General features: G+C 72.5%; 2 protein-coding genes and 1 pseudogene. All 3 read right to left on the bottom strand.

What is annotated here, in order from left to right; all coding sequences use genetic code 11:
- Positions 1 to 4: 4 nt before the first annotated feature.
- On the bottom strand, positions 5 to 5,167 hold the full coding sequence (locus tag ACTOWY_RS31585) for an SDR family NAD(P)-dependent oxidoreductase (protein ID WP_441313259.1): 5,163 nt from the start codon (positions 5,165 to 5,167) through the stop codon (positions 5 to 7).
- Between the two features lie 13 nt (positions 5,168 to 5,180).
- Entirely contained in the window at positions 5,181 to 9,959 is a 4,779-nt protein-coding gene (locus ACTOWY_RS31580) for a type I polyketide synthase (protein ID WP_441313258.1), read from the bottom strand.
- A gap of 38 nt (positions 9,960 to 9,997) precedes the next feature.
- Positions 9,998 to 20,914, bottom strand: a pseudogene (locus tag ACTOWY_RS31575) (type I polyketide synthase); the annotation flags it as partial.
- Between the last annotated feature and the right edge of the window lie 7 nt (positions 20,915 to 20,921).

Genomic DNA, 20,921 nt, shown 5'->3' with positions numbered 1-20,921 from the left:
GTGGTCAGTGCACGCCAAGCTCGGAGTCGACGAGGGCGAAGAGTTCGTCGTCGGTGGCCGAGTCGAGCTGGGCGGCGGGGGTCTGGTCGGGCTGTTCGTCCACTGTGGACAGCAGGGCCCGGAGTCTCGCGACGGCTTCGGCGCGGGTGTCCCCGGTGAGCGCGGTCAGACTGGCCGCGAGGCGGTCCAGTTCGGCCAGCACCGGGGTGGTGGCCTGGTCGACCGGCAGTTCCTCCAGGAGGTAGCCGGCGAGTGCGACCGGGGTGGGGTAGTCGAAAACCAGGGTGGCGGGCAGCCGCAGGCCGGTGGCCGCGGTGAGCTGGTTGCGCAGTTCGACCGCGGTGAGCGAGTCGAAGCCCAGGTCCTGGAAGGCGCGGCTTTCCTGCACCGCACCGGCCGAGCCGTGGCCGAGCACGGCGGCGGCCTTGGCCCGCACCAGGTCGATGAGCGCGGTGGCCCGGTCGTCCAGGTCGAGTCCGGCCAGCCGCTGGCGCAGGCTGTCCGAGCCGGATTCGGTGGCCTTGCGTGGTTTGGGCTTGATCAGGCCGCGCAGCAGCGGCGGGATCTCCTCGCTGGTGGCCTTGGTGGACAGGCGCATCGGCACCAGGACCGGTTCGCCGGAGCCCAGGGCCGCGTCGAACAGCGCCAGACCGTCCGTTGTGGACAGTGCGTTGACGCCGCCGCGGGTGAGCCGGGTGGTGTCCACGCCGTCGGCCATGCCCTGTGCCCACAGGCCCCAGGCCAGTGACACGGTGGGCCTGCCCTGGGTGGAACTCTGGCGGGCCAGGGTGTCCAGGACCGCGTTGGCGGCGGCGTAGTTGCCCTGACCGGCGTTGCCGAAGGTGGCCGCGGCCGAGGAGAACAGCACCAGGGTGGTGTCCGGGCCGGTCAGCTCGTCCAGGTTGCGGGCGGCGTCCAGTTTGGGGCGCAGCACGGTGTCCAGGCGGTCGGGGGTGAGCGCGGTGAGCATGCCGTCGTCGAGCACGCCCGCGGTGTGCACCACGGCGTTGACCGGGTGCGCGGTGAGCAGGGCGGCCAGGGCGTCGCGGTCGGCGGCGTCACAGGCGGCGATGATCACGTTGGCGCCCAGGCTGGTCAGCTCGTCGCGGAGTTCGGTGGCACCGGGGGCGTCGGGGCCGCGGCGGCTGGTGAGGACCAGGTCACGGACGCCGTGTTCGGTGACCAGGTGCCGGGCGAACAGTGCGCCGAGGCTGCCGGTCGCGCCGGTCACCAGCACCGGGCCGACGAGTTTGGCGGCGGTGCCGGTGGCGCGGGCCAGGCGCGGGGCGTAGACCTTGCCGCCGCGGATCCGGAGTTCGGGTTCACCGGTGGCCACCGCGGCGCCGAGCAGGGCCTGGTCGTCGGTGTCGACCAGCACGAACCGGCCGGGCTCCTCGGCCTGGGCGGCGCGGATCAGGCCGTGTACCGCGGCGGCGGCCAGGTCGGTGTCCGCGTTGGTGGTGACCACGATGAGGCGGTCCAGCGCGAGTTCCGGGTTGGCCAGGAAGTCCTGGGCGGCCTGGAGCATGTGCGCGGTGGCGGCCCGGACGTCGGACTCGGTGCTGTGCACCACCACCGCGTCGGTCAGCTCGGACTCCACTGTGGACAGTTCGGTCCAGTCAACGCGGAACAGTGAGTCCTGGCTGTCCCTGGCGGTCTGGAGCTGTTCGGCGGAGACCGGGCGCAGGACCAGCGAGCCGATCGAGGCGACCGGGTTGCCCGCGGTGTCGGACAGGGTGAGCGAGACGGCGTCGGCGGCGACCGGGGTGAGGCGGACCCGGACGGTGGAGGCGCCGGGCTGGTGCAGGGTGACGTCGTTCCACAGGAAGGGCAGCCGGGCCTGGCCGGTGTCGGCGATCAGGGTGCCCAGGCCGACCGCGTGCAGGGCGGCGTCCAGCAGGGCCGGGTGCACGCCGAAGTCGGCGCCGTCGTTGTCGGGCAGGGTGACCTCGGCGAGCACGTCGGCGCCGTGCTGCCAGGCGGCTTTGAGGCCCTGGAAGGTGGGGCCGTAGTCGTAGCCCCATTCGGCGACCCGGTCGTAGAGCCCGGAGACGTCCACCGGGACGGCATCGGCGGGCGGCCACACGCCTTCCGGCTGGGCGGGTGCGGAGTCGGTGGCGAGCAGGCCGCTGGCGTGCCGCAGCCAGGTGTCACCGGTGCGGGAGTGCAGGGTCAGGCCGCGGCGGCCGGTCTCGTCCAGGGCGGTGACCGCGAGCTGGAGCTGGACCGCGCCGTCGGCGGGCAGCACCACGGGGGCCTCGATGGTCAGTTCGGCCACGGCGTCCGCGCCGAGCTGGCGGCCGGCGTGCAGGGCCAGGTCGACAAACGCGGTGCCGGGCAACAGGACCGTGTCCAGGACGGTGTGATCGGCCAGCCAGGGGTGGGTGCGCAGGGAGAGGCTGCCGGTGAAGACGAAGCCGTCGCTGCCGGGCAGCGGCAGGGCCGCGCCGAGCAGCGGGTGGTCGGCGGCGGTCAGGCCGAGTGCGGCGGCGTCGGCGGGGGCCGCGCCGTCCAGCCAGTAGTGCTGCCGCTGGAACGGGTAGCCGGGCAGGTCGATCCGACTGCCACCGGCCACAGTGGACAGATCGACGTCCACGCCGCGGACCAGGGCCTCGGCCAGGCCGGTGAGCAGGGCCTCGGGCTCGGCGCGGTCCTTGCGCAGCAGCGGCAGGAAGGCGGCGTCCAGGGTTTCCTGGCCCAGTGCGGACAGCACGCCGCCGGGGCCGATCTCCAGGAAGGTGACCACCTCGTCCGCGGCCAGGCAGCGCAACGCGTCGGCGAAGCGAACCGACTCGCGCACGTGCCGCACCCAGTAGTCCGGGCTGGTCAGTTCGGCGGACACCGGCTGGCCGGTGAGCGTGGAGACCAGCGGGATCTCCGGGGTGGCAAAGGAAACGGTCTCGGCGACGGCGCGGAAGTTGGCGAGCATGCCGTCCATCAGCGGGGAGTGGAAGGCGTGGCTGACCTGGAGCCGCCGGGTCTTGCGGCCCTGGGCGGCGAACTCGGCGGCCAGCGCGAGCACGGCGGACTCGGTCCCGGAAATGACCACCGAGTCCGGACCGTTGATCGCGGCGATGGCCACCTCGTCCGTCGCCCGGACCTCCTCCTCCTTGGCCTGCACGGCGACCATGGCGCCACCGGCGGGCAACGCCTGCATCAGCCTGCCGCGCGCGGTGACCAGCTTCGCGGCGTCGGGGAGGGAGAACACGCCCGCGATGTGCGCGGCGGCCAGCTCGCCGATCGAGTGGCCCGCCACGACATCCGGGGTGACGCCGAAGGATTCGACCAGGCGGTACAGCGCGACCTCGATGGCGAACAGGGCGGGCTGGGTGTAGCCGGTCTCGTGCAGTTCCTCGGTGTCGAGGACCTCACGGAGCGGGCGCTCCAGGTGCCGGTCCAGTTCGGTGCACACCGCGTTGAAGGCCTTGGCGAACACCGGGAACTTCGCGGCCAGTTCGCGGCCCATGCCCAGGCGCTGGGAACCCTGGCCGGAGAACAGGAACGCGGTGCGGCCCTCGGCCACGGCACCCTGGATCAGGCCGGGGGCGGGGTCGCCGGCGGCGAGGGCGTCCAGGGCGGTGCGCAGGGTGTCGCGGGTGTCGGCGAGCACGAGTGCGCGGTGGCTGAGCTTGGCGCGCGAGGTGAGCGTGGCGTAGGCCAGGTCTGCCAGCGGCGCGTCCAGCTGGCGGAGGGCGGTGGCCTGGGCGCGCAGGGCGTCGGGGCCCTTGGCGGAGAGCAGGATCGGGGCCACGTCGAGGATCGGCGTGTCAGGGGTGGCCGGTGCGGCGGCGGGGGCCTGTTCCAGGATGACGTGCGCGTTGGTGCCGCTCACGCCGAAGCTGGACACCGCGGCCCGGCGCACGCCCTCGGGCCAGGGCTGTTCCTCGGTGAGCAGTGCGACCGAGCCCGCTGACCAGTCCACGTGCGGGCTCGGCTCGTCCACGTGCAGGGTGCGTGGCAGCATGCCGTGGTTGAGCGCGAGGACCATCTTGATCACCCCGGCGATGCCGGAGGCGGCCTGGGTGTGGCCGATGTTGGACTTGAGCGAACCCAGCCACAGTGGACGGTCGCGGTCCTGGCCGTAGGTTGCCAGCAGGGCCTGCGCCTCGATCGGATCGCCGAGGGTGGTGCCGGTGCCGTGTGCCTCGACCACGTCGACGTCCGAAGTGGACAGTCGGGCGTTGGCCAGCGCGGCGCGGATGACCCGTTGCTGGGCCGGGCCGCTGGGTGCGGTGAGGCCGTTGGAGGCGCCGTCCTGGTTGATCGCGCTGCCGCGCACCACCGCGAGGATCCGGTGGCCGAGGCGCTGCGCGTCGGACAGGCGGGCGACCAGCAGCACGCCGACGCCCTCACCCCAGCCAACGCCGTCGGCGGTGGAGGAGAAGGACTTGCACCGGCCGTCGGGGGCCAGGCCGCTCTGCCGGGAGAACTCGGTGAACGCGCCGGGGGTGGCCATCACCGCGACGCCGCCGACCAGGGCCAGTTCGCATTCCCCGGTGCGCAGGGACTGCGCGGCGAGGTGCAAGGCGACCAGCGAGGAGGAGCAGGCGGTGTCAATGGTGACCGCGGGGCCGGACAGGCCGAGGGTGTAGGCGATGCGGCCGGAGGCGACCGCGGTGGCGCCGCCGGTGAGGAAGTAGCCCTCGGAGCCGGTGCCCGCCTGTTGCAGGCCAACGCCGTAGCCCTGGCCGGAGACGCCGGCGAACACGCCGACCGGCTTGCCGTGCAACGCGGTCGGGTCGATCCCGGCGTGTTCGATCGCGGTCCAGGAGGCCTCCAGCAGCAGGCGCTGCTGCGGGTCCATCGCGGCGGCTTCCCGAGGCGAGATGCCGAAGAAGTCGGCGTCGAACTCGGTGGCGTCGTAGAGGAAACCGGCCTCGGTGGCCTGCGGGCCGGTGGCGTCCGCGTCGTAGATGGTTGCCGGGTCCCAGCCGCGGTTGGTCGGCAGGTCGCCGACCGCGTCCACGCCGCCGGTGACCAGGCGCCAGAGCGCCTCGGGGTTGTCCGCGCCGCCGGGCAGGCGGCAGCTCAGGCCGATGATGGCCAGGGGTTCGCGGGTGGCGGCGTCGAGCTGCTTGTTGTGCTGCCGCAGGCGTTCGGTCTCCTTGAGCGAGGCGCGCAGGGCCTCGACGACCTTGTCGGTCGGGGTAGCCATCATGGTCTCCACAAGCTCGGTCAGGTCAGGAGTCGGAGCCCTGCAGGGCCAGGCGCACCAGGTCGTCGGCGTCCATCTCGTCGATGGTCTCGCCGTCGTCCACAGTGGACTCAACTGCGCTGGGGCCGCCGTCGGCCAGGCGCAGCAAGGCGTCCAGCAGGCCGGCGTCCCGGATTCGGGACAGCGGAAGGGCGGCGAGGGCGGCCCGGATCCGCGTTTCGGACTCGTCGGCGCCCTCGACCGCGGGGAACAGCTCGGCGCGCAGGAACTCGGCGAGCACGGTGGGGGTGGGGTGGTCGAAGGCCAGGGTGGCGGGCAGCCGCAGGCCGGTGGCGGCGGTGAGCCGGTTGCGCAGTTCCACCGCGGTGAGCGAGTCGAAGCCCAGTTCACGGAAGGCGCGGCCGGGGTCCACCGCGTCGGTGCTGTCGTGGCCGAGCACCCCGGCCACCTGGGTGCGTACCAGGTCGACGAGGGCGCGCCGCTGCTCCAGCGGGGAGGCGGTGGCGAGTCGTTGCGCCAGGCCGGAATCGGTCTCCGGTTCGGTGTCGGCGAGCAGGGCCTTGACCTCGGGCAGTTCGCCCAGCAACGGGCTGGGGCGGACCGAGGTGAAGGTGGGCGCGAACTTGGTCCAGTCCATATCCGCGATGGCGATGGTGGTCTCGTCCTCGTCCATGGCCCGCTGCAGGGCGGTGATGGCCAGGTCGGGGCGCATTTCCAGGATGCCGCGGCGGCGCAACTGCTCCCCCGCGTCACCCTCGGCCATCCCGCCGTCGGCCCAGGCGCCCCAGGCCACCGCGAGCGCGGGCTTGCCGTGCGCGCGGCGGTGCTGGGCGAGCGCGTCCAGGTAGGCGTTGCCCGCGGCGTAACCGGTGTGCCCGGCGCTGCCCCAGACCCCGGAGTTGGAGGAGAACAGCACAAACGCGTCCAGGTCACCGGCGAACTCGGCCAGGTGCGCGGCCCCGGCGATCTTCACCGCGGTGACCTCGGCCAGTTCGTCCTGGGTGGTGTCGGTGACCGCGGTGGCCTGCGGCACCCCGGCCACGTGCATAATCGCGGTGACCGGGTGCCTGGCGAGGAGGTCGCGCACGGCCTCGCGGTCGCTGATGTCGCAGGCTTCGATGGAGGCTTTGGCGCCCAGCTCACCGAGTTCGGCGGCGAGGTCGAGCGCACCGGGGGCTTCCGGGCCGCGGCGGCTGGTGAGGACCAGGTGATCCGCGCCGTTGCGGGCCAGCCAGCGGGCCACCTGGGCGCCGATCGCGCCGGTGCCGCCGGTGACCAGCACGGTCCCGGTGGGCTGCCACGCGCGTTTGGTCGTGCCACGGGGGGCGTGCGCCAGGCGGCGGGCGAGGATGCCGTTGGCGCGCACCGCGAGCTGGTCCTCCTCCCCCGCACCGGCCAGCAGCGCGGTGAGGCGGTTGAGGGACTGATCGCCGGGGTTGCCGGGCAGGTCGATCAGGCCGCCCCAGCGGCGGGCGTGTTCGAGTGCGGCGACCCGGCCGAAGCCCCAGACCTGGGCGGCCACCGGCTCGCGGACCGGGTCGGCCGGTCCGGTGCCCACCGCGCCACTGGTGACTGTCCACAGTGGAGCGTCGATCTGGGCGTCGCCGAGGGCCTGGGTGAGGGTGAGGGTCAGTCGCAGCCCCCTGGACACCTCGGGGTGGGCCGAGGTGTCCAGGCCCAGCAGGGAGAGCACTCCGCTGGGCGCCACCGGGAGCGTGGCGAGCTGCTGGGCGAGCCCGGCGCGGTCAACGCGGTCGAGCACCAGCTCGGCGACGTCGGCGCCACGAGCGCGCAGTGCGGTCGAAACCGCGGTGGTCAGGGGGTGGTGCTGTTCCGGGAGAACAAGGAGCCAGGTGCCGGTCAGTGGCGCGGCGGCCGGTTCGGCGAGCTGCTGCCAGCTGACCCGGTAGCGCCAACCATCCACAGTGGACTGCTCGCGACGCTGCCTGCGCCAGGCGGTCAGGGCGGGCAGCACGCCGCTGAGTGGCTCGGTGCCGGTGCCCAGGGTGCTGGCGAGCTGGTCGAGGTCCTCGTTCTCCACCGCGGTCCAGAACTCGGCGTCGGCCGGGTCGGCGGCGACGGCGGTGTGCTCGGGTTCGAGCCAGTACCAGCGGCCCTGGAAGGCGTAGGTGGGCAGGTCGATCCGCCGCGCGCCGGGGAAGGCGGGGCTCAGGTCGACCGGCAGGCCGCGGGTCTCGGCCTCGCCGAGGGAGAGCAGGAACCGGTCCAGGCCGCCCTGGTCGCGGTGCAGGGAGCCAACCGCGACGGCGTCGAGATCGGCGAGGGTTTCCTGGACGCCGAAGGTGAGCACCGGGTGCGGGCTGGTCTCGATGAAGAAGCGGAAGCCGTCCTGGGCGAGCAGCCGGGTGGTCTCGGCGAAGCGCACGGTCTGGCGCAGGTTGGTGTACCAGTACTCGGCGTCCAGCCGCGCGGTGTCGATCACGGCGGCGGTGACGGTGGAGTAGAAGGGGATGTCCGCGGTCCGCGGCTGAAGTCCACTGAGGACGTTCAGGAGTTCGGTGCGGATGGCTTCCACGTGCGCGGAGTGCGAGGCGTAGTCCACCGGGATCTTGCGCACCCGGATGTCGCCGGCCTCGCAGTCGGCGAACAGCTCGTCCAGGGCGTCCGGGTCACCGGCGACGACCACCGAGGCGGGGCCGTTGTGCGCGGCAACCGAGATCCTGCCGTCCCAGCGGGCCAGTCGTTCGGCGGCCTGGTCCCCGGAGAGTGCGACCGACATCATGCCGCCCTTACCGGCCAGCGCGCGGATCGCCTTGCTGCGCAGGGCAACCACCTTGGCCGCGTCGCGGAGTGAGAGCGCGCCGGAGACGGCGGCGGCGGCGATCTCGCCCTGGGAATGGCCCACCACCGCGGCGGGCTCGACGCCGTAGGAGCGCCACAACGCGGCCAGGGAGACCATGACCGCCCACAGCGCGGGCTGCACCACGTCGACCCGGTCGAAGCCGGGGCCGTTGCCGCGCAGTACTTCCAGGAGGTCCCAGTCGGTGAACTCGGCCAGGGCCTGGCCGCATTCGGTGAGCCGGTCGGCGAAGACCGGGGCGGTGTCGAGGAGTTCCAGGGCCATGCCCTGCCACTGCGAGCCCTGGCCGGGGAAGACGAAAACGACTCGGCCGTCCACTCCGGACACACCCTGCACCAGTGCGGCATCGGGCATGTTCGCGGCGAGGGCGCCGAGTCCGGCGCGCAGCGCGTCCCGGTCGCCGGTGGCCAGCAGGGCGCGGTGGTCGAACCGGCTGCGGGTAGTGGCGAGGGAGAAACCGAGGTCGTTCAGGGAGTGTTCGGGGTTGTTGTCCACAAAGGACAGCAGGCGCTCGGCCTGACCGCGCAGGGCGTCGGCGCCGCGGGCGGCGAGCAGGATGGGCGAGACCGTGGTCGCGACCGGTTCGGTCTCGACGGGTTCGGTGGCCGGGGCCTGTTCCAGGATGGTGTGCGCGTTGGTGCCGCTCATGCCGAAGGAGGACACCCCGGCGCGGCGCGGCTGCCCGGTCTCCGGCCAGTCCAGGCGTTCGGTGAGCAGCGAGACGGATCCGGCGGACCAGTCCACGTGCGGCGAGGGCTCGTCCACGTGCAGGGTCTGCGGCAGCACCCCGTTGCGCATGGCCATCACCATCTTGATCACACCGGCGACACCGGCGGCGGCCTGGGTGTGCCCGATGTTGGACTTGACCGAGCCCAGCCACAGCGGGCGGTCGCGGTCCTGGCCGTAGGTTGCCAGGAGGGCCTGCGCCTCGATCGGGTCGCCGAGTGAGGTGCCGGTGCCGTGTGCCTCGACCACGTCGACCTGGGCCGGGGTGAGGCGGGCGTCGCCGAGCGCCTCGGCGATGACCCGGCGCTGGGACGGGCCGTTGGGTGCGGTGAGGCCGTTGGAGGCGCCGTCCTGGTTGACCGCGGTGCCGCGGATCACCGCGAGGATCTGGTGGCCGTTGCGCTGGGCGTCGGAGAGCCGTTCGAGGACCAGCATGCCCACGCCCTCGGCGAAACCGAAGCCGTCGGCCGCGGCGGAGAAGGGCTTGCAGCGGCCGTCGGCGGCCAGTCCGCCCTGGCGGGAGAACTCGACGAGTGAGTTGAGGCTGGACATCACGGTGACGCCGCCGGTGAGCGCGAGCCCGCATTCGTTGTTGCGCAACGCCTTCACCGCCAGGTGCAGGGCGACCAGCGAGGAGGAGCACGCGGTGTCCACGGTGAGGGCGGGGCCCTCCAGGCCGAGGGTGTAGGCGACGCGGCCGGAGACGAAGCTGGTGGCCGCGCCGGAGAGCAGGTGGCCTTCCAGGTGCTGCGGGGACTGGTCCAGACCCGGGGTGTAACCGGAGAACCACGCTCCGCTGAACACCCCGGTCCGGCTGCCGCGCAAGGAGTTCGGGTCGATGCCGGAGCGCTCGAAGGCTTCCCAGGAGGCTTCCAGGATCAGCCGCTGCTGCGGGTCCATGGCGAGGGCTTCGCGCGGGGAGATGCCGAAGAAGCCGGCGTCGAACTTGCCCGCGTCGTAGACGAACCCGGCCTCGCGGGCGTAGTAGGTGCCCAGGTTGTCCGGGTCGGCGTCGTAGCGCCCTTCGAGGTCCCACCCGCGGTCGGCGGGAAACCCGCCGACCGCGTCACCGCCAGTGGAGACGAGGTCCCACAGGGATTCCGGACTGTCGACCCCGCCGGGCAGGCGGCAGCTCATGCCGATGATGGCGACGGGCTCGTGCCCGGCCTCCTCGACCTCTCGGAGCTTCTTGGTGGTGCGGTGCAGGTCGGTGGTGACCCGCTTGAGGTACTCGCGGAGCTTCTCTTCGTTCGACATCAAGCCCATCCCCAGTTTTTGTACTCCGCGAGTCCGTCCTAATCGGACTGTCCGAACTCCTTGTCGATGAAGTCGAACAGGTCGTCATCGGAGGCGGACTCGATTGCCTCCGTGTCCTCTTCCGGCCCGGTGACCCACCTGGCCGCCAGCGCCTTCAGCCGGGGGGCGATCGCGGAGATGTCCGCGGGCGCCACCATGGCCAGTGCCGCCTCCAGCCGTTCGAGTTCGGCCAGCAGCGGGGCCGCGGCCGGCTCGTCGGGCAGGAGTTCGGCTCGCAGGAGTTCCGCGAGCGCGAGTGGGGTCGGGTAGTCGAAGACCAGCGTGGCCGGCAACCGCAGCCCTGTGGCCGCGTTCAACCGGTTTCGCAGTTCGACCGCGGTGAGCGAGTCAAAACCAAGCTCCTTGAAAGCCCGGTCAGCGCTCACCGCGTCCGGCCCGGCGTGTCCAAGCACGGTGGCGACGTTGCCCCGCACCAGGTCCAGCAGTGCCCGGTCCCGCTCCGCCGCGGGGAGCCCGGTCAGCCGCTGCACCAAGGCAGACACTCCGGCGGTCGCCGATCCGGCCTCCGCGGTCCTCCGTGCCGGGTTCCGCACCAGCCCTGTGAGCAGGGCAGGCACGGATCCCGCCGTTCGCAGGACCGCGGTGTCCAGGCCCATCGGCACCAGCACCGCCTCGTCAAAGTTAAGTCCGGCGTCGAGCAGCGCCAACCCCTGTTCTGAAGACAGGGGGGTCATGCCCGATCGGGCCATCCGCCCCAGTTCGGCCTCGTCCAGATGGCCGGTCATGCCACTGGACTGCGCCCACAAACCCCAGGCCAGGGCCTGTCCGGGTACCCCTTGCGCGCGCCGGTGGACGGCCAGGCCGTCCAGGAAGGCGTTGGCCGCGGCGTAGTTGGCCTGACCGGCGCCGCCGAAGGTGGCCGAGGCGGAGGAGAACAGCACGAAGGCGTCCAGGCCCGAGGTCAGCTCGTGCAGGTTGATCGCGGCGTCCACCTTGGGCCGCAACACCTTCGCCAGCCGTTCGGGGGTGAGCGCGGACACCACGCCGTCGTCCAGCACCCCTGCGGCGTGGATCACACCGGTGAGCGGGTGTTCGGCCGAGACGCTGTTCAGCAGTGCTGCCAACGACTTCCGGTCGGCGGCATCACAGTTTTCGATGCGAACGGATGCGCCAAGTTCTTCGATCTCGGCGGCCAGTTCGGTGGCACCGGGTGTGTTCAGGCCGCGACGGCTGGTGAGCAGCAGGTGCTTGACGCCGTGCCGGGTGACCAGGTGCCGGGCCAGCAGCGCGCCCAGCGTGCCGGTACCGCCGGTGATCAGCACGGTGCCCTCGGTGCGCAGGCCGCGCGGGATGGTGAGCACCAGTTTGCCGACGTGCTTGGCCTGGCTGAGGAAGCGGTAGGCGTCCTTGGCCCGGCGCAGGTCCCAGGTGCGCACCGGCAGCGGTCGCAGCACCCCCTGCTCGAACAGGGGTCGCAGCGCGGCGAAGATCGCCGCGATCCGGTCCTCGCCGGCGTCGGTGAGGTCGAAGGCGCGATAGGTCACACCGGGGTGGTCGAGGGCGACCTGGCCTGCGTCGCGGACGTCGGTCTTGCCCATTTCCACGAACCGGCCGCCGCCGGGCAGTAGCCGCAGGGAGGCGTCCACGAACTCGCGGGCCAGCGAGTCCAGCACCACGTCGACACCCCTACCGCTGGTGACGCCGCTGAACTCGGCCTCGAAGTCGAGGGTGCGGGAGTTGGCGATGTGGTCCTCGGCCAGGCCGAGGGCGCGCAGGGTGTCCCACTTGCCGGTGCTGGCGGTGCCGAAGACCTCGGCCCCCCAGTGTTTGGCGAGTTGCACGGCGGCCATGCCGACACCACCGGCGGCGGCGTGCACGAGCACCTTCTCGCCGGACTTGAGACCGGCGAGGTCGTGCAGGGCGTAGTAGGCGGTGAGGAAGACCACCGGCACGGAGGCGGCGGTCTCGAAGGTCCAGTCCGCCGGGATCTTGGTGACCAGGCGCTGGTCGGCGACCACGTAGGGGCCGAAGGCTCCGGCCAGCAGGCCCATCACCCGGTCTCCTGGCTGGAGGTCGGTGACGCCGGGGCCGACTTCGGTGATCACTCCGGCACCCTCGGTGCCCATCAACGCCTTGTCCGGGTACATGCCCAGGCCGATCAGCACATCGCGGAAGTTCAGGCCCGCGGCGTGGATGGCGATCCGGACCTGGCCTTCGCCCAGGGGTTCGAGGACCTCGGGGCAGGGCAGCAGGGCCAGGTTCTCCAGGGTGCCCTCACCGGCCACGTCGAGTCGCCAGGCGTCCACTTCGGACGGTGCGATCAGCGCGTCGGTGCTGGTGGCCCTGGCCAGCCGGAAGGCGTGGGTGTGCCCGGCACGCAGGGCGAGCTGGGGTTCACCGGAGTGCAGGGCGGCGGGCAGCGCGGCGTAGGAGTCGTCGGCCTCGTCCAGGTCCAGCAACTGGAAGCGGCCGGGATGTTCGGACTGGGCCGAACGGAGCAGTCCCCACACCGCGGCGCCTGCCAGGTCGGTGACGTCCTCGCCGGGCTGGGCGGCCACCGCGCCCCTGGTCACCACGACCAGGCGGGCGTCGGCGAGGGCGTCCTGGGCCAGCCAGCCCTGCACGAGTTCCAGGGCGCGGCGGGTGGCCGCGTGGGTGGCCTCGGTGCGCGGGCCGTTGACCGCGGGGAAGGCGACCAGGGTGAGTTCGGGTGCGGCCGCGGCCAGGTCGGCCAGGGTGGCGTGGCTGGTGAGGGTGCTGCCGCTGCTGGCCAGGGCGGAGCCGACCTTGAGGTCGTCCCGGCCCAGCACCGCTACCGGACTTGGTTCATCGGGCACGGTGAGTCCACTGAGGACTGTCCATTCCAGCCGGAACAGGTGGTCCAGGCTGGTGTCGCGGGTGGCCAGGGCATCGGCGCTGACCTGGCGCAGTCGCAGGGATTCCACCCCGGCGACCGGGGCGCCGGTGGGGTCGGCGACGGTGATGGTGATCGCGTCGTCCCCGGCGGCGGCCAGCCGGACCCGGAGTGCGGTGGCGCCCTCGGCGTGCAGGGTGAAGCCGTTCCAGGCGAACGGGAGCCGCGGGGTTTCCGGGTCGGGCAAGAAGTCACCGAGGCCGATGGCTTGCACGGCCGCGTCCAGCAGCGCCGGGTGCAGGCCGTAGCGGCCCGCGTCCTCGGCTTGCGGCAGCGCGACTTCGGCGTAGACCTCGGTTCCGGTGCGCCAGGCCGCGCGCAGGCCCTGGAAGGCGGGGCCGTACTCGTAGCCGCGATCGGCGAACCGCTGGTAGATGTCCTCGACCGGGATCGGGGTGGCACCGGTGGGCGGCCAGGTGGTGAGGCCCTCGGCCGGGCTGGCGGTGGTGGAGAGCAGGCCGCTGGCGTGCCGGGTCCAGGGCTGGTCCGGGTCGGCGGAGTCCGGGCGGGAGTGCAGGGTGAGGGTGCGGGTGCCCGCGTGGTCCGGGGCGCTGAGCACGAGTTGCACGGCCACGCCGCCGGTGGCGGGCAGCAGCAGTGGGGCTTCCAGGGTCAGTTCGTCCAGGCGGTGGCAGCCGACCGCGTCCCCGGCGTGTCCGGCGAGTTCGACAAAGGCGGTGCCGGGCAACAGGATCGTGCCGGATACGGCGTGGTCGGCCAGCCACGGGTGGGTTTGCAGCGAGAGCCTGCCGGTGAACAGGAAGCCGTCGCTGTCGGCGAGCGCGACGGCCGCGCCGAGCAGCGGGTGGTCGGCGTTGTGCAGGCCGATCGACCCGGCGTCACCGGCCCGGCCGGTACCCGGTCGCGGCCAGTACCGCTGCCGCTGGAAGGCGTAGGTGGGCAGGGTGAGCAGGCGGCCGTCGCCGATCCGCGGGGTGAGGTCGACCCGGTGGCCGCGGACCTGGAGTTCGGCCAGGGACAGCAGGAACCGGTCCAGGCCACCGTCCTCGCGGCGCAGCGAACCGGTGGCCACGCCCTGCTCACCGAGGATCTCGTTGAAGCCGAAGGTGAGCACCGGATGCGGGCTGGTTTCCACGAATGCGGTGACACCCTGTGCGGCGAGTCCGCGCACGACCTCCTCGAACCGGACGGTCTGGCGCAGGTTGGTGTACCAGTACTCGGCGTCCAGCGCGCTGGTGTCGATCAGTTCGCCGGTCACCGTGGAGTGGAACGGAATCTCCGAGCTTCGCGGCGAGAGTCCACTGAGGACGGTCAGCAGTTCGTCCCGGATCTGCTCGACGTGTGCGGAGTGCGAGGCGTAGTCCACCGGGATCTTGCGGGCCCGGATGCCCTCGGTCTCGCACTGGGTGAACAGCTCGTCCAGGGCTGCGGGGTCACCGGCGACCACGATCGCGGTCGGGCCGTTGATCGCGGCCACCGAGATCCGGCCGTCCCAGCGGGTCAGCCGGTCTTCGACCACGGTGAGCGGCAGTGGCACGGACATCATGCCGCCCTTGCCCGCCAGTGCCCGGATCGCCTTGCTGCGCAACGCGACCACCTTGGCCGCGCCCCGCAACGACAGCGCGCCGGAGACCGCGGCGGCGGCGATCTCACCCTGCGAGTGGCCGATCACCGCGGCGGGTTCGACGCCGTAGGAGCGCCACAACGCGGCCAGGGAGACCATGACCGCCCACAGCGCGGGCTGCACGACGTCGACCCGGTCAAAGCCGGGACCGTTGCCGCGCAACACCTCGAAGAGGTCCCAGTCGGTGAACTCGGCCAGCGCGCCCGCGCAGTCGGCCAGTCGTTCGGCGAACACCGGTTCGGCGTCGGCCAGGTCCAGGGCCATGCCAAGCCACTGCGAGCCCTGACCGGGGAAGACGAACGCGACCTTGCCTGGTGCGCCCGCCAGGCCCTGGACCAGGGCGCCGGAGGGCTCGTCCTGGGCCAGGGCGGCGAGCGCGGCGCGGAAGTCGGCGCGTTCGGTGGCCACCAGCACGGCGCGGTGCTCGAACCCGCCGCGCTGCTCGACCAGCGAGCGGGCCACGTCGACCGGCGGAGAGCCGGGGTGGTTGTCCAGGAAGTCGAGCAGGCGTTCGGCCTGGCCGCGCAGGGCTTCCGGGGTACGGGCGGCCAGTGGCCAGGACTGCGGACCGTCCACTGTGGAGTGTGTGGCCGGGTCCTCGGCGGGGGCTTCTTCCAGGATGGCGTGCGCGTTGGTGCCGCTCATGCCGAAGCTGGACACGCCCGCGCGCCGTGGTTCGCCGGTGGCTGGCCAGTCCTGGGCCTCGGTGAGCAGCGAGACCGCACCGGCGGACCAGTCGATCTGCGGGGACGGCGCGTCCACGTGCAGGGTCTTGGGCAACACGCCGTGCCGCATGGCCAGGACCATCTTCATCACGCCCGCGATGCCGGCGGCGGCCTGGGTGTGCCCGATGTTGGACTTGAGCGAGCCCAGCCACAGCGGGGTTTCCCGGTCCTGACCGTAGGTGGCGAGCACGGCCTGGGCCTCGATCGGGTCGCCGAGCGTGGTGCCGGTGCCGTGTGCTTCGACCACCTCGACCTGCTGGGCGGACAGCCCGGCGCTGGCCAGCGCCTGCCGGATGACCCGTTGCTGGGCGGGGCCGTTCGGCGCGGTCAGACCGTTGGAGGCGCCGTCCTGGTTCACCGCGCTGCCACGAACCAGGGCCAGCACCGGGTGTCCGTTGCGGCGGGCGTCGGAAAGTCGTTCGAGCACCAGCATGCCCGCGCCCTCGGCGAGGGCGAAGCCGTCCGCGGCGGCCGCGAAGGCCTTGGACCGGCCGTCCCGGGCCAGTCCGCGCTGCCTGCTGAACTCGAAGAACATGTCCGGGGTGGACATGATCGTGACCCCGCCAGCCAGCGCGAGGGAGCATTCGCCGTTGCGCAGTGCCTGCGCGCCCAGGTGCAGCGCGACCAGGGAGGCCGAGCAGGCGGTGTCGACGGTCATCGCCGGGCCCTCAAGGCCGAGGGTGTAGGAGATGCGGCCGGAGAGGATGCTCGCGCCGTTGCCGATGGCCAGGTAGCCGTCGAAGTTGTCCGGTCCGTCCAGCAGCAGCGGCGCGTAGTGCTGGCCGTTGGTGCCGGCGAACACGCCGACCTGCTTGCCGCGCAACGAGTCCGGGTTGATGCCGGCCCGCTCGAACGCCTCCCAGGAGGTTTCCAGCAGCAGCCGGTGCTGTGGGTCCATCGCGGTGGCCTCGCGCGGGGAGATGCCGAAGAAAGCTGGGTCGAACTCGTCGGCCTGGTGCAGGAAGCCGCCCTCGCGGGTGTAGGAGCGGCCGGTGCGTTCCGGGTCGGGGTCGTAGAGGCCGTCCAGGTCCCAGCCGCGGTTGGCCGGGAAGCCGGAGATGGCGTCCACGCCCTCGGCGACCAGGCGCCACAACGCTTCCGGGCTGTCCACGCCGCCGGGGAAGCGGCAGGCCATGCCGACGATGGCGATCGGGTCGTCGTCGTTGACCACGACCGTGCTGGCCGCGGCCTCGGCGCTGACCCCGATGATCTCGCCGCGCAGGAACTCGGCGAGCACCGTGGCCGTCGGGTAGTCGAAGACCAGGGTGGCCGGGAGCTTCAGACCGGTGGCGGTGTTGAGGCGGTTGCGCAGGTCGACCGCGGTGAGCGAGTCGAAGCCCAGTTCGCGGAAGGCGCGGTTGACGTCCACCGAGTCCGGCGAGGGGTGTTCGAGCACGGCGGCGAGCTGGGCGCGGACCAGGTCGAGCACGGCCTGTGCCTGGTCCACTTCGGACAGTCCGGCCAGGCGCTGGGCCAGCGGGGATCCGGTCTGCTCAGCCGCTGCTGCCTCGGCCAGGAGTTCGGCGACCTGGGGCAGTGCGGACAGCAGCGGGCTGGGGCGGGCGGCGGTGAAGCCGGGGTGGAAGCGGGACCAGTCGATGTCGGCGATGGTCACCGCGGTCTCGTCGTGGTCGAGCACCTGGCGCAACGCGGTCAGCGCGGCGGCCGGGGCCAGTGCGCGCACCCCACGGCGGCGCAGCTGCTCGCCCAGGGCGTCGACGGTGGTGCCGCCGTCCCACGGGCTCCAGGCGATCACGTTGGCGGGCAGGCCGTTGCCGCGCCGGTACTCGGCCAGCGCGTCCAGGTAGGCGGACCCGGCGGCGTAGGCACCCTGGTTGCCACCGCCCCAGACCGCGGCGACCGAGGAGAAGAAGATGACCGTCTCGGCCTCGATGGCGAGGGCTTCGACTGCGAGCAGGTCGGCGGTCTTGGCCGCGACCACGGCGGCGAACCCCGCCAGGTCCACACTGTCCACTTCGGACGGTGTGACCACCGGCGGGGCGTGCAGCACGGTGCTCACCGGGTGCTCGGCGAGCACTTCCGCAAGCTGATCCAGGTCGGTGACCAGCGCGGTCGCACCCAGTTCGGCCAGTTCCCCGGCCAGGCCGGGGGCCGCGCCGGGCAGGACGAGTGTGGTGACGCCCTGGCTGGCGAGCCAGCGGGCGGCTTCCGCGCCAAGGGGTTCGGCGGCGCCGGTGACCAGCGCGGCCGATCCGGGCTGCCAGCTGCGGGCGGACTGGGCGGTGAGCGGGGCCGGGGTGAGGCGGCGGCCGAAGAGCCCGGCCGGGCGGATCGCGACCTGATCCTCGGTGCCGGTCAGCGCGGCGGCCAGGTGGGTGCCGGTGCGCTCGTCGAGGGTCTCGGGCAGGTCGAGCAGGCCGCCCCAGCGGGCCGGGTGTTCCAGTGCGACAACGCGTCCGAAGCCCCAGACCTGGGCCTGCACCGGGCTGCTGAGCGTGTCCGTGCCGCCGATGCCGACCGCGCCGCGGGTCAGGCACCACAGCGCAGCGGTGGCTCCAGTGTCACCGAGGGCCTGGGTGAGGTGCAGCGTGCGGGCCAGACCGGCGCTCAGCTCGGGGTGCTCGGGGTGCGCGGTCTCGTCCAGGGCCAGCACCGAGATCAGTCCGGTGGCCTCGGCGATGCCCGCGGTGGCTAGGGTTTCCGCGATGGTGCCGCGGTCGCCGTGGATGGCGATCTCGGTGACCTGCGCGCCGTGCGCGGTGAGTGCCGCGACCAGTCCGCCCGGCACTGAACCCGAGTGCGCGAGCAGCCAGTTTCCGGTGAGGCTAGGGGCGGTAGGGGTGCTGAGCGGGGTCCAGCCGACCCGGTAGCGCCAGCCGTCCACGGCGGCGAGTTCCTTGCGCTGGCGGCGCCAGCTGGTCATCGCGGGCAGGACTTCGTGCAGCGGGGTGTTGCCGTCCACGGCGAGGGTGGTGGTGACCGCGTCCAGGTCGGCGCGGTCCACCGCGGCCCAGAATCCGGCGTCGGCGGGGTCGGCGGCAGCGGCGGGTGCCAGGGGTTCGAGCCAGAACCGCCTGCGCTGGAACGGATAGGTGGGCAGTTCGCGGCGGCGGGCGCCGGAGTTGGCGAAGACGACCTGCCAGTCCAGTTCCAGGCCGCCGACATAGGCTTCGGCCAGCGAGGTGAGGCAGCGGGTGAGGCCGCCTTCCTCACGGCGCAGTGAGCCGACCACGATGGCCTCGCCGCCCGCGGCGTCCACGGTGTCCTGCACGCCCACGGTGAGCACCGGGTGCGGGCTCATCTCGATGAAGAACCGGTAGCCCTGCTCGACCAGGCCGCGCACGGTGTCCTCGAACCGCACGGTCTGCCGCAGGTTGGTGTACCAGTACTCGGCATCCAGCGCGGCGGTGTCGAGCAGCTCGCCGGTGACCGTGGAGTGGAACGGGATCTCGGCGGACCGCGGCTGGATCGGGGCCAGCACCTGGTGGATGTCGTCCCGGATCTCTTCCACGTAGGCGGAGTGCGAGGCGTAGTCGACCGGGATCTTGCGGGCCCGGATGCCCTCGGTCTCGCATTCGGCGAGGAGTTCGTCCAGCGCGCCGGGCTCACCGGCGACCACCACGGAGGCGGGTCCGTTGACCGCGGCGACCGAGATCCGGCCGTCCCAGCAGGCAATGCGGGTTTCGACCTCGGTGCGCGGCAGCGGCAGGGACATCATGCCGCCCTTACCGGCCAGCGCCCGGATCGCCTTGCTGCGCAACGCCACCACCCGGGCGGCGTCCTGAAGGGACAGTGCGCCGGAGACGGCAGCGGCGGCGATCTCGCCCTGGGAGTGGCCGACCACGGCGGAGGGGTTGACGCCGAAGGAGCCCCACACCGCGGCGAGGGAGACCATCATCGCCCACAGTGCGGGCTGCACCACGTCGACCCGATCGAGGGTGGGTACGCCGTCCTTGCCGCGCAACACCTCCAGCAGGGACCAGTCGGTGAACTCGGCCAGCGCGTCGGCGCATTCGGTCATCCGGGCGGCGAACACCGGCGAGGAATCGAGCAGTTCCAGGGCCATCCCTGCCCACTGCGAGCCCTGGCCGGGGAAGACGAAGGCGACCTTGTCGCTAGGACGGGCGTTGCCCTGCACCAGGTTTGCTGCACTACCCCCCTCAGCTAAGGCTTCCAGTGCGGCGCTGAAGCCGTCCCGTTCGGCCGCGATGACCACGGCGCGGTGCTCGAAGGCACCTCGGCCGGTGGCCAGCGAGTAGGCGGTATCGAGCACCGAGAGGTCCGACTCACTGTCCACAGTGGACTTGAGTCGGTGCGCGGTCTCGCGCAGCGCCTCGGGGGTGCGCGCGGACAGCAGCCAGGGCAGCACCTGCGGATCCGCTGAGTGCTCAACGGGTTCGAGTTCCGGGGCGGCTTCGATCACGGCGTGCGCGTTGGTGCCGGAGACGCCGAAGCTGGACACCGCGGACCGGCGCGGCCGTCCGGTCTCCGGCCACGGCTGGGCCTCGGTGAGCAGTGACACCGCGCCGGCGGACCAGTCGATCTGCGGTGAGGGCTCGTCGACATGGAGGGTTTTGGGCAGCAGGCCATGCCGCATGGCCATGACCATCTTGATGATGCCGCCGGCGCCTGCCGCGGCCTGGGTGTGCCCGATGTTGGACTTGAGCGAGCCCAGCCACAGCGGCAGTTCGTCGTTGTGCTCCTGGCCGTAGGTGGCCAGCAGAGCTTGTGCCTCAATGGGATCGCCGAGTTTGGTGCCGGTGCCGTGTGCCTCGACCGCGTCCACGTCGGCGGCGGTGAGTCCGGCGTCGGCCAGTGCCTGGCGGATCACCCGTTGCTGGGAGGGACCGTTGGGGGCGGTCAGTCCGCTGCTCGCGCCGTCCTGGTTGACCGCGGTACCGCGCACCACGGCCAGGATCGGGTGGCCGTTGCGCTGGGCGTCGGAGAGCTTCTCCAGGAGGATCATGCCCGCGCCCTCGGACCAGGACGTGCCGTCCGCGGCGGCGGCGAAGGACTTGCACCGGCCGTCGGGGGCCAGGCCGCGCTGCCGGGAGAACTCCACGAACGCGGCCGGGGTGGCCATCACCGCGACGCCACCTGCTAGGGCGAGGCTGGTCTCGCCCTTGCGCAGCGAGCGGACCGCGAGGTGCAGTGCGACCAGCGAGGAGGAGCAGGCGGTGTCGATGGTGACCGAAGGCCCTTCCAGGCCAAGGGTGTAGGAGACCCGGCCGGAGACCACGCTGCCGGAGCTGCCGGTGGCGAGGTAGCCCTCCACGCCCGGCGGGACCTCGTGCATGCGGGGCGCGTAGTCGTGGTACATCAGGCCCGCGTACACGCCGGTTTTGCTGCCACGCAAGGATTCCGGGTTGATCCCGGCCCGCTCGAACGCCTCCCAGGAGGTCTCCAGCAGCAGCCGCTGCTGCGGGTCCATGGCCAGGGCTTCCCGCGGGGAGATGCCGAAGAAGTCCGGGTCGAACTCGTCGGCTTCATGCAGGAACCCGCTTTCGCGCACATACGCGGTGCCGGAGCGGTCCGGATCGGGGTCGTACAACGAATCCAGGTCCCAGCCGCGGTTGACGGGGAACGGCGAGATGCCGTCCCCGCCCGCCGCGACCAGGTCCCAGAGTTGCTCGGGGCTGGTGACCCCGCCGGGGAACCGGCAGGCCATGCCGATGATCGCGATCGGCTCCTGGTCACTGGATTCCAGCTCGGCCACCCGGCGCCGCGCGTCGCGCAGGTCCACGGTGGCCCGCCGGAGGTAGTCCAGGAGCTTCTGC

It is taken from the genome of Crossiella sp. CA198 (assembly GCF_052078295.1).
GTDB lineage: Bacteria > Actinomycetota > Actinomycetes > Mycobacteriales > Pseudonocardiaceae > Crossiella.
This window is presented reverse-complemented; position numbering and strand designations above follow the sequence as displayed.